The 14,381-nt window shown below is 57.5% G+C and carries 14 protein-coding genes; 6 read left to right on the forward strand and 8 right to left on the reverse strand.

The features are described from left to right. Positions 1 to 136 precede the first annotated feature (136 nt). Positions 137 to 256: a Hok/Gef family protein gene (locus MT962_RS15090; RefSeq protein WP_247366045.1), complete on the forward strand. Its 120-nt coding sequence runs from the start codon at positions 137 to 139 to the stop codon at positions 254 to 256. 255 nt (positions 257 to 511) lie between these two features. Beyond that, entirely contained in the window at positions 512 to 1,222 is a 711-nt protein-coding gene (locus MT962_RS15095) for a DUF3053 domain-containing protein (protein ID WP_024557821.1), read from the forward strand. A gap of 28 nt (positions 1,223 to 1,250) precedes the next feature. Here MT962_RS15095 and ghrB read toward each other — a convergent pair whose 3' ends face one another. From ghrB to MT962_RS15120, 5 genes are all read right to left on the reverse strand, one after another. Continuing rightward, positions 1,251 to 2,225 (reverse strand): glyoxylate/hydroxypyruvate reductase GhrB, encoded by a 975-nt coding sequence (gene ghrB / locus MT962_RS15100; protein ID WP_247365985.1) that lies wholly within the window; start codon positions 2,223 to 2,225, stop codon positions 1,251 to 1,253. Between the two features lie 67 nt (positions 2,226 to 2,292). Further along, positions 2,293 to 3,573, reverse strand: coding sequence for an MFS transporter (locus MT962_RS15105; RefSeq protein WP_024560927.1), 1,281 nt, complete (start codon positions 3,571 to 3,573; stop codon positions 2,293 to 2,295). A 303-nt stretch (positions 3,574 to 3,876) separates the two neighbouring features. Further along, positions 3,877 to 4,815 carry a sugar kinase gene (locus MT962_RS15110; RefSeq protein ID WP_024557824.1) on the reverse strand — a complete coding sequence of 313 codons (939 nt, stop codon included), beginning with the start codon at positions 4,813 to 4,815 and terminating at the stop codon, positions 3,877 to 3,879. Between the two features lie 5 nt (positions 4,816 to 4,820). Continuing rightward, the gene (locus MT962_RS15115) at positions 4,821 to 5,570 is read right to left on the reverse strand and encodes a sugar phosphate isomerase/epimerase (RefSeq protein WP_048888746.1); all 750 of its coding nucleotides are present in this window, start codon (positions 5,568 to 5,570) and stop codon (positions 4,821 to 4,823) included. A gap of 112 nt (positions 5,571 to 5,682) precedes the next feature. Next, positions 5,683 to 6,702, reverse strand: coding sequence for a LacI family DNA-binding transcriptional regulator (locus MT962_RS15120; RefSeq protein ID WP_024557826.1), 1,020 nt, complete (start codon positions 6,700 to 6,702; stop codon positions 5,683 to 5,685). A gap of 218 nt (positions 6,703 to 6,920) precedes the next feature. On the opposite strand from MT962_RS15120, the gene zinT reads away from it, so the two are divergent. Then, positions 6,921 to 7,559 carry a metal-binding protein ZinT gene (zinT, locus tag MT962_RS15125; protein WP_024560931.1) on the forward strand — a complete coding sequence of 213 codons (639 nt, stop codon included), beginning with the start codon at positions 6,921 to 6,923 and terminating at the stop codon, positions 7,557 to 7,559. 66 nt (positions 7,560 to 7,625) lie between these two features. On the opposite strand, the gene MT962_RS15130 is transcribed toward zinT, so the two are convergent. Beyond that, positions 7,626 to 8,288 (reverse strand): OmpA family lipoprotein, encoded by a 663-nt coding sequence (locus MT962_RS15130; RefSeq protein ID WP_024557828.1) that lies wholly within the window; start codon positions 8,286 to 8,288, stop codon positions 7,626 to 7,628. 179 nt (positions 8,289 to 8,467) lie between these two features. Here MT962_RS15130 and MT962_RS15135 point away from each other — a divergent pair, with 179 nt between their 5' ends. Continuing rightward, the gene (locus tag MT962_RS15135; RefSeq protein WP_247365986.1) at positions 8,468 to 10,801 is read left to right on the forward strand and encodes a molybdopterin guanine dinucleotide-containing S/N-oxide reductase; all 2,334 of its coding nucleotides are present in this window, start codon (positions 8,468 to 8,470) and stop codon (positions 10,799 to 10,801) included. On the opposite strand, the gene MT962_RS15140 is transcribed toward MT962_RS15135, so the two are convergent. Continuing rightward, positions 10,764 to 11,210 carry an N-acetyltransferase gene (locus MT962_RS15140; RefSeq protein WP_024560933.1) on the reverse strand — a complete coding sequence of 149 codons (447 nt, stop codon included), beginning with the start codon at positions 11,208 to 11,210 and terminating at the stop codon, positions 10,764 to 10,766. The genes MT962_RS15135 and MT962_RS15140 overlap by 38 nt on opposite strands. Further along, positions 11,207 to 11,770, reverse strand: a complete 564-nt coding sequence (gene tag, locus MT962_RS15145; RefSeq protein WP_024557831.1) for a DNA-3-methyladenine glycosylase I — start codon at positions 11,768 to 11,770, stop codon at positions 11,207 to 11,209. Before tag ends, MT962_RS15140 begins: the two co-directional genes overlap by 4 nt. A gap of 153 nt (positions 11,771 to 11,923) precedes the next feature. On the opposite strand from tag, the gene MT962_RS15150 reads away from it, so the two are divergent. Together MT962_RS15150 and MT962_RS15155 are read left to right on the forward strand one after the other, a co-directional pair. Next, positions 11,924 to 12,634, forward strand: a complete 711-nt coding sequence (locus MT962_RS15150) for an autotransporter domain-containing protein (RefSeq protein WP_048888749.1) — start codon at positions 11,924 to 11,926, stop codon at positions 12,632 to 12,634. Positions 12,635 to 13,130: 496 nt separating this feature from the next. Then, the gene (locus tag MT962_RS15155; protein ID WP_048888750.1) at positions 13,131 to 14,333 is read left to right on the forward strand and encodes an MFS transporter; all 1,203 of its coding nucleotides are present in this window, start codon (positions 13,131 to 13,133) and stop codon (positions 14,331 to 14,333) included. The last annotated feature ends 48 nt before the right edge of the window (positions 14,334 to 14,381 follow it).

The following is a 14,381-nucleotide window of genomic DNA, read 5'->3' on the forward strand; positions in this document are numbered from 1 at the left end:
CCGAAGGTCAATTTTCATTAACCAACGAGGCCTACTCCGACGCCTAGACACCGTCAGAGTAGCCCCTTACCCGCCGCAAGGCAAGGAGAAGAAAGCGATGAAGCTGCCGCAAAACCCCCGGGTCTGGTACTTATTAATCGTCTGCAGCACGCTGTTAATAACGCTGTCCCTGACGAGAAATTCATTCTGTGAAATTCGCTATAAGGACGGGCCTCTGGAGGTTGTTGCGCTTATGGCCTACGAATCCGGTAAGTAAGCAACCTGAAGGCGGGGGAGTATTCCCGCCTTTCAGGCCTGAGGTGGACGGGCGTACCGCGAGCGCCTTTATAAGGGCTGTCAGCGCAGGCTGGCAGCCCCTTTTTTCTCACGGACGTGATGTTAATAAAAGGCGCGCAAGCCTGCATTGCGAAGCAATAAAGGGTATCCTGCGAGGCGCGCGTGGACTATTCTTGTCAGCGTTGAAAGCACGCTGGTGGCAGGGTGCGTAATTCGTGGTGAAAGGAGTAAAAAAATGGCGACAGGTAAGTCCTGCTCTCGCTGGTTTGCGCCGCTGGCGGCGTTACTGATGGTGGTTAGCCTGAGCGGGTGCTTTGATAAAGAGGGCGATCAACGCAAAGCGTTTATCGATTTTCTGCAAAACACGGTGATGCGTAGCGGCGAACAGCTGCCGACGTTGACGGCGGACCAGAAAAAGCAGTTCGGCCCGTTCGTTTCTGATTACGCCGTGCTTTACGGCTATTCCCAGCAGGTGAATCAGGCGATGGACGCCGGCATTCGCCCGGTGGTGGACAGCGTAAACAGCATCCGCGTGCCGCAGGATTACATGACCCAGCGTGAAGCGCTGCGCCAGGCTAACGGCTCGCTCGGTGTGCTGAGTCAGCAGTTGCAAAACGCTAAAATGCAGGCGGATAACTCGCGCTCGACGCTGAAGCTCGCAGACGATCTGAAGCCGGTCTTTGATAAAGCCTATGAGAAAGTGGTGACCGGCCCGGCGAACGCGCTGCAGCCGCTGATCCCGGCCGCTCAGGTGTTCACGCAACAGCTGGTGCAGGTTGGCGATTTCATCGCTCAGCAGGGCACGCAGGTGAGCTTTGTGTCGAACGGCATTCAGTTTCCTACCTCTCAGCAGGCAAGCCAGTACAATTCGCTGATTGGCCCGCTCGCTTCTCAGCATCAGGCCTTTATGCAAGCTTACAGCGCCGCGACTAACGCGATGCAGTAACAAAAAACGGCTCTTACGAGCCGTTTTTTTATTTCACCGCCTGTGGGTTCACGCAGTTCTTTTCTACGTTGCCGTTCAGCGCGTCAATCAGGTTATCCACCGCGCAGGCCGCCATGTTGTAACGCGTTTCGTGGGTTGCTGAGCCGATGTGCGGCAGCGCCACGACGTTTGGCATTGAAAGCAGCGGCGAATCCGCCGGCAGCGGCTCCTGCTCAAATACATCCAGACCCGCCGCGTGGATTTTCCCCGCCTTCAGCGCGTCAATCAGCGCCGGTTCATCCACTACCGGGCCGCGTCCGGCATTGATAAGAATGGCGGAAGGCTTCATCAGCGCGATTTTTTCGGCGTTGATAAGATGATGCGTTTCCTCTGTTAACGGCAGCACGATGCAGACGAAGTCCGATTCGCGCAGCAGCGTATCCAGGTCGCAAGGACGAGCGTTGAAACGCTCTTCCGCTTCCTGGTGCTGGCGGCGGGCGTTATACAGAATGGGCATGCCGAAGCCGAAGTGCGCGCGCTGCGCCAGCGCAAGGCCGATGCGGCCCATGCCGACAATGCCCAGCGTTTTATGGTGTACGTCAATGCCGAACCAGTCCGGACCGATGCTCTTCCTCCATTCCCCTTTTTTCACGCGCTCCGCGACTTCCAGCGCGCGGCGCGCGGTGGTCAGCACCAGCGTCATCAGGGTATCCGCCACCGTTTCGGTCAGCACGGTTGGCGTATGCATCAGCGCGATGTGGCGGGCGTTCAGCGCGTCAACGTCAAAGTTGTCATACCCAACGGAAACGGTGGAGGTGGCGCGAAGCTTAGGCATTTTCGCCAGCAGCGCTTCATCGACCTTTTCGCTCGAGCCCAGCAGCCCTTCAGCGTTGGCGAACGCCTCAGCGTGCTGTTCTACCGTTTCCGGGCTTAAGTTTTTAACCTGAGTTACGGTGAAGTGGCTTTCCAGGCGGGCGAGCAGGTCGTCGGGGAGGGATTTATAAAGAATGACGGACGGCTTCATGCAAATCTCCTGCGTTTAGCGAAGTTTCAAGCGTAGACGAAAGGGCGGCATCATGCCGCCCTGCGCGTTATGCGTGGCGAGCGCCGGCTGGCATCCGCTGGCTCACCGTGGGTTTAACGATAAGCGTGAGCCATACGGAGGCGAAAAGCGCCACACCCATAAAAATGTAGGAGGCGGCCGGGCTGCCCGTGGCGCCGTTGAGATAACCCACCACCCAGGAGCCGACAAACGACCCGAGCGCCCCCATGCTATTGATTAACGCCATCGCGCCGCCTGCGACATTTTTCGGCAGCATTTCCGGGATAATCGCGAAGAACGGGCCGTACGGGGCATACATCGCCGCACCGGCTATCACCAGCAGCGTATAGGACGCCCAGAAATGGTTCGCGCCCAGCGCCCATGAGCCGATAAACGCCAGCCCGCCAATCAACAGCAGCGGCCAGACGAACAGCTTGCGGTTCTGCATCTTATCAGACGCCCAGGAGACCACGATCATGGCGATGGTCGCGGCCAGATAAGGCACGGACGAAAGCCAGCCCACTTCCACCATGCCCATGTTTTCGCTGCCGCTGCGGATAATGGAAGGCAGCCACAGAACGAAGCCATAAACGCCGATGCTCCAGGCGAAGTATTGCGCGCACAGCAGAATAACGTTGCGTGAGCGGAACGCTTCACTGTAGTTGCGCACCGCTTTAATGCCTTGCTGTTCCTGGTCGAGCTGCGCCTGCAGCGCCGCTTTTTCCTCATCCGCCAGCCATTTCACCTGGGTCGGTTTATCTTTCACCAGCACCCACCAGCAAAAAGCCCAGATTACCGCCGGCACCCCTTCGATAATGAACATTTCACGCCAGCCGAAAGACTGGATCAGGTAGCCGGAGACCACCGACATCCACAATACCGTCACCGGGTTGCCGAGGATCAGGAAGGTGTTCGCGCGCGAACGCTCCGATTTGGTAAACCAGTTGCTGATGTAAATCAGCATGGCGGGCATCACTGCCGCCTCCACCACGCCGAGGATAAAGCGGATTGCCGCAAGCATCGGGATATTGCTCACCACGCCGGTGAGCGAGGCGCAGGCACCCCATAAAATCAGGCAGATAAAGATAAGCTTGCGCACGCTGCGGCGTTCGGCGTAGACCGCGCCGGGGATCTGGAAAAAGAAGTATCCCAGGAAGAAGAGCGCGCCCAGCAGGGAAGAAACCCCTTTGGTAATGCCCAGATCTTCGTTGATGCCCGCCGCGGAGGCGAAGCTGAAGTTAGCGCGGTCGAGGTAGGCCAGGCTGTACGTGATAAACACGATAGGCATGATGTACAGCCAGCGTTTTGATGCATTAGTCGGGCTTTTCATAAGCTTCCCTCTATGGTTGAGGTTAGGGCAACGCGTCGATGTAGGGGGCGACGGATGCTGTTAATACTGACTCGCTTTCAGGTGGGTGAGGACTGCTCTCCTCATCCCGGCCCTCACCCCAAAGGGGCGAGGGAGAAAACCACTTACTTTTGCGTTCTGCTCTTTTTCTCTTGCCGGAACGGTGGAGGAAAAATCGCTTAACTTTGTGTTCCGCTCTTTCCCGGCGCAGGGGAGGGCGCGCTTAACGATGACCTGCCCGCTTTTTCCCCTCTCCCTTTCAGGAAAAAGGGTGGGGTAAGGGTGTTACTCACCCAGTTGCTCACGGGTCGGCAATCCTTCGCTGTCGCCGGGCACCTGAATCGCCAGTGAGCCGATTTTATTGCCGCGGCAAACCGCCTGATGCAGGGTTTTGCCTTCCAGCAGCGCGCTGATTACGCCTACCGCAAAGCCGTCGCCTGCGCCGACGGTATCCACCACGTTATCCACCTTCACCGCTGCCACGGCGCCTTGCTCGCCGCTGGCGGTTTTGAACCACGCGCCATCGGCGCCCGTTTTCAGCACCACCGCGTTTACGCCGCGTTCGAGGTAAAAATCGGCGATGCCTTCCGGCGTGGTTTGCCCGGTCAGAATGACGCCTTCCTTCAGCCCCGGCAGCACCCAGTCCGCCTGGAAGGCGAGCTGGTTTAGTTTCTCTACCATCTCCGCTTCGCTTTTCCACAGCACCGGGCGCAGGTTCGGGTCGAAGGAGATAGTTTTGCCTTCGGCTTTCATCATGCGCACCGTGTGGTTAAGCAGCTCCAGCGAAGAGGTTGAAAGCGCTGCCGCCACGCCGCTGACGTGCAGGTGACGGGCGCTGTAAAACAGCGGCGCGTTAAAATCTTCTACGGAAAGGTGGCTGGCGGCGGAACCTTTACGGAAATATTCCACAGTGGGATCGGTTCCATCTTCAACCTTCGATTTCAACTGGAAACCGGTCGGATAGCGGTCGTCGATGGTGACGCCCTGGGTGCTAATTCCCTCTTTCGCCAACTGTTGCAGCACAAAGCGGCCAAAGGAGTCGTTGCCGACCCGGCTTACCCAGCTCACCTGCAGGCCGAGCCGGGCAAGGCCTGTCGCCACGTTCAGTTCCGCCCCGGCGACCCGCTTCATAAAGCGTTCAACGTCGGCCAGATCGCCGGTTTCGGTGGCGACGAACATTGCCATCGCTTCGCCAATGGTGATGACATCCAGCGTGTTCGGCATGGCCTTTACTCCTCGCGTAACAGATTGACGTAATGACGGGTGACGGCGGTGAGATCGCGCCCTTCCAGCGGGAACTCAATGCCGCGCGGCGCGTCGGCGGGCAGCTGATTCAGCAGCGCGCGCCAGCGCGGCTCTGCGTCATCCAGCGCAATGGCGCGGTAGTGATAGTGGTGTGGCACGGCGGCCTTCACGTGAATGTAGCTGACGGAAGGCGCCAGAAAGCGTGCGGCGTCTTCCGGCGAGTCGCCCACCCACAGCCAGTTCGCCATATCAAAGGTCAGTTTCACCGGCAGATTGAGCACCTTGCTGGCGGCCTGGAAGCGCTGCATCGGCTTAAGCTGGCCGCAATCGGTCTGGTCGTTTTCCACCACCAGCGCCACGTTGGAGAGGGCGAGCAGGGAAAAGAGCGGCTCCGCCTGGCGGTTATGACGAAAATGACCAAGCGACACCTTCAGCCAACGGGCGTTCAGCTCGTGCGCTTCCGTCAGCAGATCGGGAAGCTGAGGGTTAAGTTTGCCGTCGGTATCAAAAAGCGGCTCTGGTGCGGAGTAGCAGGCGAACAGCCCTTTCTCTTCAATGGTGCGCGCAAGGGCGGGGAGGTTGTCGCGTTCTTCAGGGCTTAACAGCTCGCGGCGAATTTCCACGCCGTCGGCCCCTGCTTCGGCGATAATCGGCAGGACTGCCTGCTGCCCGCCGAGGGATTTAACCCGGTCGTTACCGTAAGCGGCGGTAACAACAATAATTTCTCTCTCCATCGATTTCTCCGGAGTGGTTACATCTGTATAACATAGCTATTACGCTAGATGGAACCGGTTCCAAAGAGAAGGCCAGGATGTTGAATTTATGATCGCCATCACGAACAGTCGATCAGCGCGCCGTGGAGCCCCGGACAATCAGCTCGCCGGAAAAAACCTGCTCCCGCACCGTTTCTTCATGCCCTTCAATACGTTTTACCACCTGCTCAAGCGCGGCGTAGCCAATCTGCCAGGTGGGCTGTTTTAAGGTCGTGATGCCAACGCCCGCGAGCTCCGCCCATTCCAGTTCGTCGAAGCCAAGCAGGCCGATGTCTGCGCCCCAGTGCAGGCCGATGCGCTTAAGCGAGCGGGCTACCTGCAGCGTCAGCGCGCCGTTGGCTGAGATAACCGCTTTGCGCATGCCGCGATACTGCTGGTGAAACTGACGCAGGATATTGTCCAGGCGCTCCGTCTCATGCAGCGGCGTTTCTTCATTCTGCGCCACAATGCCGGGATAACGCGCGGCAGTGTGGCGAAACGCTTTCAACCGCTCCTGACGGGTGTTCACCGTACCGAGCGGCTCGCTCAGAAACAGCAGCGCTTCAAACCCCTGCTCGATTAAATGCTCCGTGGCGGTAGTGGCCGCCTGGTTGTTATCAAGCCCGACGACATCGCAGGCGAAATCGGGGATCTTGCGGTCAATCAGCACCATCGGCAGCGCCGACTGCTGCAGGCGGCTCAATCCCTCTTCACGCATTCCCACGGCGTTCACCACAATGCCTTCCACCTGATAGCTGCGCAGCAGGTCGAGGTAATGCAGCTCCTGATCAAGCTCGTTATTGGTGTTGCAGACCAGCGGCGTAAAGCCTTTTTCCCGGCACGCGGCTTCGATGCCGCTCAGCACGTTAACGGAATAGGGATTGGTGATGTCTGCGATGATAAGACCAATTAGCCGCGTGCGCCCACGCTTGAGGCCGCGCGCCATCTGGCTGGGGCGGTAATCCAGGGCGGCTATGGCGCGCTCAATGCGCTCAAGCAAGGCTTCGGAAAGCAGATGTTTTTCGCCGTTGAGGTAGCGCGAAACGCTGGTTTTGCCGGTATTCGCCGCTTTCGCCACGTCGCTGATGGTGGCGCGAGACGCTTTTATGGTCATGGAGCTTCCTTCTGAGTGCTGTAACGCCTGCCGGTCAGGTGGCTGTTTTTATTATTAGATTATTTAGGGGGCAGGCGTAAAGCGGACCGTTGCCGGGCGCGGCGCGTCATTCATCGCTTGCCGGTTGGTCATCGCGCTTGTGCGGCTTTGCAGAACTGTTAATTATTATGTTATAACGTATCAATTAATAACCATGCTTGCACAGGAGAGTGAGAGTAATGAATAAGTTAGCCTTGTTACTGGCAATAGGGCTTGTATTGCCTGGCGCGCAGGCGTTTGCCCATGCGCATCATCATGGCGCGCCGCTGACAGAAGCGGAGCAGAAAGCCAGCGAAGGTATTTTTGATGATAAAGCGGTTAAAGATCGCCCGCTAAGCGACTGGGATGGCGTGTGGCAATCGCTTAACCCTTATTTGTTAAACGGCGATCTGGACCCGGTTTTAGCCAGGAAGGCGAAAGCGGCCAATAAAAGCGTGGAGGAGTATCGGGCTTATTATAAAAAAGGTTACGCCACGGATGTGGAGATGATCGGCATTGAAAACAATGTGATGGAATTCCATACCGGTAAAGCCGTAAACGCCTGCCAGTACAGCTATAACGGTTTTAAAATTCTGACTTATGCTTCCGGTAAAAAGGGCGTGCGCTACCTTTTTGAATGTAAAGACGCCGCGTCAAAGGCGCCGAAATATGTTCAGTTCAGCGACCACACCATCGCCCCGCGCAAATCACAGCATTTCCATATTTTTATGGGTAATGCTTCACACGACGCGTTATTAAAAGAGATGGATAACTGGCCGACTTATTATCCCTACCAGTTAAGCAAAGCGCAGATTGTGGATGAGATGCTGCACCATTAACTTTTCTAAGCAAGTAAACCGGCTAAATACGCCTCACCGGAAAAGCGCGGTGAGGCGTGCTGCCTGTTACTGCAACGGGCTTAAGGTAATTTCTACGCGACGGTTCTGCGCTTTACCTTCTTCAGTGCTGTTGCTGGCGATAGGGTTCGCCGGGCCCATGCCGCTGGTGCGGATGCGGTTGGCCGCCACGCCCTGCGTGATAAGCGCGCTGGCGACGCTTTCTGCGCGCTGCTGCGACAGACGCATGTTGAGATCCTGGCCGCCGGTGCTGTCGGTGTAGCCCACCACGTTAACCGCGGTTTTCGGATACTCTTTGAGCACCATCGCCACGCCGGTCAGGGTGTTGGCGCCCGCGGGTTTCAGGTTCGCCTGATTGCTGTCAAAGGTCACATTGTTAGGCATGTTGAGGATAATGTTGTCGCCGCTGCGGGTGACGCTTACGCCGGTGCCCTGCATTTTGTCGCGCAGCTTAGCTTCCTGCACATCCATGTAATACCCTACGCCGCCGCCGAGCGCCGCGCCCGCCGCCGCGCCAATCAGCGCGCCTTTGCCGCGATCTTTCTTCGAAGAGGAGAGCGCGCCGACGCCTGCGCCTACCAGCGTGCCGAGGCCTGCGCCGATACCCGATTTCCCTGCTTCACGTTCGCCGGTGTAGGGGTTAGTCGTACAGCCGGAAACGGCCAGTGCGCCGCTGACCAGAGCGGCAATCATCATTACGCGTTTTTTCATCGCATATCCTTATTCAATTTATTTCTTGGCCGCATACAACGGCGGTGATTGATTATGCCGGGTGTTTATGTTGAAAATTTCAGGAACTCTTCCGATTTTGTAAGCAATAGTGAGTCGAGTGGCGATAAAGTAAACACAATCACGCCACGTTATCTGCAAATGCCAGTCAGGAGCCCGTTTTGGCGAACTCATCCTCTTTAAAACAAATTGTCACGGCCGCCCACTGGGGGCCGATGGTGGTGGAAACCGACGGTGAGACCGTCTTCTCCTCCACGGGCGCGCTTGAAACCCGCCACCCCAATTCCCTGCAAACGGCGGTGCCCGATCAGGTACACAGCAAAACCCGCGTGCGCTACCCGATGGCGCGTAAAGGATTTCTCGCCTCGCCAGACAAACCGCAGGGCGTGCGCGGGCAGGATGAATTTGTTCGCATAAGCTGGGACGAGGCGCTCGCGCTTATCCATCAACAGCATCAGCGTATTCGTACCAGTTACGGTCCGTCGGCGATTTTCGCAGGCTCCTACGGCTGGCGTTCTAACGGCGTGCTGCACAAGGCGGCGACGCTGCTGCAGCGCTATATGAGCCTTGCGGGCGGCTATACGGGGCATCTGGGCGACTATTCCACGGGCGCGGCGCAGGTGATAATGCCTTACGTGGTGGGCGGCAACGAGGTTTATCAACAGCAGACCAGCTGGCCGCTGGTGCTTGAGCACAGCGAGGTGGTCGTGCTGTGGAGCGCCAACCCGCTCAATACGCTGAAAATCGCCTGGAACGCCTCGGACGAGCAGGGCATCGGCTATTTCGAACAGCTGAAGAAGAGCGGCAAACGCATTTTCTGCATCGATCCGATGCGCTCGGAAACGGTGGAGTTTCTTGGCGACAGCGTGACGTGGATTGCCCCGCATATGGGCACCGACGTGGCGCTGATGCTCGGCATCGCCCACACGCTGGTGGAGAATGGCTGGCAGGATCGGGCGTTTCTGGAACGCTGTACCCATGGTTATGAGATTTTCGCCGATTACCTGACCGGCAAAAGCGACGGAACGGCGAAAACGGCGGAGTGGGCCGCGGAAATTTGCGGCGTTGAGGCTGCCGCCATTCGTGAGCTGGCGCAGCTTTTCCATGAAAACCGCACCATGCTGATGGCGGGCTGGGGCATGCAGCGCCAGCAGTACGGCGAGCAGAAACACTGGATGCTGGTGACGCTTGCCGCCATGCTCGGACAAATCGGCCTGCCGGGCGGCGGTTTTGGCCTCTCTTACCACTTCGCCAACGGCGGCAACCCGACGCGCCGCGCCGCGGTGCTCGCCTCTATGCAAGGCTCGCTGGCGGGCGGTGTGGATGCGGTGGACAAAATCCCGGTGGCGCGAATTGTCGAAGCGCTGGAAAACCCGGGCGGCGCTTACCATCACAACGGCGAACAGCGCACGTTTCCCGATATCCGCTTCATCTGGTGGGCGGGCGGCAGCAACTTTACCCATCATCAGGATACCAACCGACTGATTAACGCCTGGCAGAAGCCGGAGCTGGTGGTGATTTCCGAATGCTTCTGGACGGGCGCGGCGAAGCACGCCGACATCGTGCTGCCCATCACCACCTCGTTTGAGCGAAACGACATGACCATGACCGGCGACTACAGCAACCAGCATATTGTGCCGATGAAGCAGGTTGTGCCGCCGCAGTATGAAGCGCGTAATGATTTCGACGTTTTCGCCGCGCTCAGCGAACGGTGGGAAGAGGGCGGGCACGCGCGGTTTACCGAAGGCAAAACCGAGCTGGAATGGCTGGAGACGTTTTATAACATCGCCAGCGAGCGCGGCGCGCAGCAGCAGGTGACGCTGCCGCCCTTCAACGATTTCTGGCAGGCGAACAACATTATCGAAATGCCGGAGAACCCGCAAAACGCTGAATTCATCCGCTTCGCCGCGTTTCGCGACGACCCGGCGGCAAACCCGCTTAAAACGCCAAGCGGCAAAATCGAGATCTATTCCGAGCGTATCGCCCGCTACGGCTACGCCGACTGCCCGCCGCACCCAACCTGGCTTGCGCCGGACGAATGGCAGGGCAACGCGCGGGAAGGGCAACTGCAGCTGCTTTCCGCGCACCCGGCGCACCGCCTGCACAGCCAGCTTAACTACGCGAAACTGCGCGATCGCTACGCGGTGGCCGGGCGCGAGCCGCTGACGCTGCATCCGCAGGACGCTAACGCGCGCGGCATTGAAGATGGCGACCTGGTGCGCGTATGGAACGAACGCGGCCAGGTGCTGGCGGGCGCGGTAGTCACCGACGGCATTAAGCCCGGCGTGATTTGCCTGCATCAGGGCGCATGGCCGGATCTCGATAAAACGGCGGACGGCATTTGCAAAAACGGCGCGGTTAACGTGCTGACGCTGGATATTCCCTCTTCACGCCTTGCTAACGGCTGCGCCGGCAACACGACCCTTGTGTGGATGGAAAAATACCGGGGGCCTGCGCTTAGCGTAACGGCGTTTGATCCGCCCACCAGCGCATAATCCATGTCGGGTGGTGAGTCTCTTCCTGCCAGGCGCTCGCTTCAATGCGAAAGCCCTGTGCGTGATAGAACGTCACCGCCCGCTCGTTTTGCTGGTACACCTCAAGACTCAGGTTGTCGTAGCGCTGCTTAACATGGCTGAGCAGCGCGGCGCCGATACCTCTGCCAAGCTTGTCCGGCGCCACGAACAGCGCGCCGATAAACTGTTCGTCCAGCACGCTGATAAACCCCTCCGGTTCACCGTTACGCTCCGCAATCCAGGTTTGCGCCCGCGGCAGCCAGGCGTCGCGCACCATCGGCAGGCTTTCCAGCCAATACTCCGCCGGGATAAAAGGGTGCCCCATCGTCGTGCTGGCAAGCCATAGGGGCAGCAGCGTCGGAATATCGCGCTGGTTTCCCTCGCGGATCATCGCTGATAGTCCGGGTGGCAAAAGCAGCCGGTGAGGTGATCGTTCACCAGCCCGCACGCCTGCATGAAGGCATAACAGGTGGTGGCGCCGACAAACTTAAAGCCGCGTTTTTTTAACGCTTTTGAGAGCGCTTCAGAGGTGGCGGTGCTGGCGGGTACGTCAGCAAGGGTGGCGTAGTGGTTAATCTGCGGCTCGTTATTCACAAACGACCAGACGAATTTTGAAAATTTTTCTCCCTCGGCTTCCATTGCCATATACGCCTTCGCGTTATTGATGATGGCCTCAATTTTGCCGCGATGGCGAATGATGCCCGGCTCCAGTAAAAGTTTTTCCACCTCTTCGGGTTGTATCAACGCCACGGCTGAAGGATCAAAATCGTGAAAGCATCGACGGTAATGAACTCTTTTTTTCAGTACGGTGATCCACGAAAGGCCCGCCTGCTGTCCTTCCAGGCAAAGCATTTCAAAGAGTTTTTTACCGCTGGTTTGGGGTATGCCCCATTCTTTATCGTGATAATCAAGATAAAGGGGATCCTGGGTGACCCAACCGCAACGTTGCATAAATACGTCCTCTGTTTCTGGTGAAGTAAAGTCTTGCTTAACCCTGCTTGACGTAGCGGATAAAGAGACAATAGTTAACTCAGGGTTATACGCAAATCCGTTTATAAAGCGAACAACAATACGCCGGAACTGGCTCTCTCCTGGAGTCGCCTGATGATTATAACTTTACGCAGTGGGCGCCATGTTATTCAGCGCATGGCGTGGTTGTCGTGGTGTCTGGCTTTTTCACACACAGCGCAGGCCTGGCAACAAGAGTATATCGCTGAAGAGAGTTACACGCCTGGCTCGCAGCGTTATACCTGGGATAATGACAGGCGGCCTAGCTACAACGATATTCTTGCTGAACGTATTGAGTCTTCGCAGCGTCAGGGCGACGCGGCGGGGCTCGCTATACTCTCGTACCAGGAGAGCGCGGCGGAACCGGCGACGCTGGGCGTAGGGTGGAATATTACCCTGCCGGCGCATATCTCCACCGGTCCGGTGGCAAGCTGGCGCTGGGACGGCAGCAACCCGGCCAGCTACAACGACTATGGCGATAGCGCCATCGCGGCGGGCAGCAGCGATAAGCTCTGGCACGCCAGTGTCAGCACCTTCGGCTGGCGCGTCGATTCGCGGCTCGGCTACCTGCGGCCCTGGGCGCAAATCAGCTATAACCAGCAGTACGGCGAAAATATCTGGAAAGCGCAGTCCGGCATGCACATGACCACCTCCAGCAACCAGTACGGCAGTTGGATGGACGTGACGGTGGGCGCGGATATGCCCATTAACCGTCATATGGCGGCTTACGCTTCTCTTTCCCAGGCCGATGGCATGGCGGAAGGCGAGGTTTATTTATATAGCCTTGGGGTGAACGCGCGTTTTTAAACGCTTAACGCGCGCTGGTCTCATCCAGCGCCTTCGGGTGATAAGCAGCACATGTCGGGCATCCTTGTCCGCCCTATCACCTGTAAGTGGATATTGCTGAGGAAATCAGCGTTCGCTCCGAAGAGCGGCGTCAGCATGCCCTGCGGTCGTCGGGGCGTCACCATTCGCATAAAAGCGTGGAAAATGGTTCGCAAACTTTTTTCCGTGTTACGAAGAGCGCACGAAATGGCATCAACCTGACTTCATTTTTGTTACCTGTGTCACAACATCATTTTACCTTTTGTTTACTGAAATGATGCGGCTTATAAAGGAAGTGTGTACTCACATACAAAATTTCTTTCAAAGCGCGTCGCAAGATTCAAGGCCGTTCATTCCTTCTGACAGGCATTTCATTCCCCCCTGACTGCATTTCATGCCGTTTTCGATCCGCCATGAAATGCGCTTCGCTATTGTTTGAGGCAGTTAACTTCCTTAATTTTTCTGCGGGATTTCTGCCATGAACACATCACTTAACCACCGTACCCGCTGGCTAACGCTGGTTGGCACCATTGTGACCCAGTTCGCGCTGGGTTCCGTTTATACCTGGAGCCTGTTTAACAGCTCCCTGTCGCAGAAGCTGGATGCGCCTGTCAGCCAGGTGGCGTTCTCTTTCGGCCTGCTAAGCCTGGGGCTTGCGCTCTCTTCCTCCGTCGCCGGGAAACTGCAGGAGCGTTTCGGCGTGAAGCGGGTCACGATGGCCTCTGGCGTGCTGCTGGGGCTTGGTCTGTTTCTGACCGCGCACTCAAATAACCTGATGATGCTCTGGCTGAGCGCGGGCGTGTTGGTGGGGCTTGCGGACGGCGCCGGTTATCTGCTGACGCTCTCCAACTGCGTGAAATGGTTCCCGGAGCGCAAAGGGCTTATCTCTGCGTTTTCCATTGGATCTTACGGTCTGGGTAGCCTCGGTTTTAAATTTATCGACAGCCATCTGCTGGCGACCGTTGGCCTTGAGCACACCTTTATCATCTGGGGCGCGCTGGTGATGGTGATGATTGTGGCGGGCGCTACGCTGATGGTTGATGCGCCGAAACAGCCGGTGGTTAACGCAAGCGGCGTGAGCGAGAAAGATTTCACGCTGGCGGAATCGATGCGCAAACCGCAGTACTGGATGCTGGCGGTCATGTTCCTTACCGCCTGCATGAGCGGCCTGTATGTGATTGGCGTGGCGAAAGACATCGCTCAGGGGATGGTGCGTCTGGACGCGGCGACCGCCGCAAACGCCGTAACGGTGATTTCTATTGCTAACCTTTCGGGCCGTCTGGTGCTCGGCATCCTCTCCGATAAAATCTCCCGCATCCGCGTGATTACGCTCGGCCAGATTATCTCGCTGGTAGGGATGGCGGCGCTGCTTTTCGCTCCGCTCAATGAAATGACCTTCTTTGCCGCTATCGCCTGCGTGGCCTTTAACTTCGGCGGCACGATTACCGTTTACCCGTCGCTGGTGAGCGAATTCTTTGGCCTGAATAACCTCGCCAAAAACTACGGCGTGATTTATCTCGGCTTCGGTATCGGCAGCATTGTAGGCTCGGTGATCGCCTCGCTGTTTGGCGGTTTCTATGTCACCTTCTGCGTGATTTTTGCTCTGCTGATTGTCTCGCTGGCGCTCTCCACCACTATCCGCCAGCCGCAGCGTGAAGCGCTGAAACACGCCCACGCATAACCTTACCCTGACCTATGCCGCCGCGCCTGCGTGGCGGCTTTTTTATTT

It is taken from the genome of Franconibacter sp. IITDAS19 (assembly GCF_023079515.1).
Taxonomy (GTDB): Bacteria; Pseudomonadota; Gammaproteobacteria; order Enterobacterales; family Enterobacteriaceae; genus Franconibacter; species Franconibacter pulveris.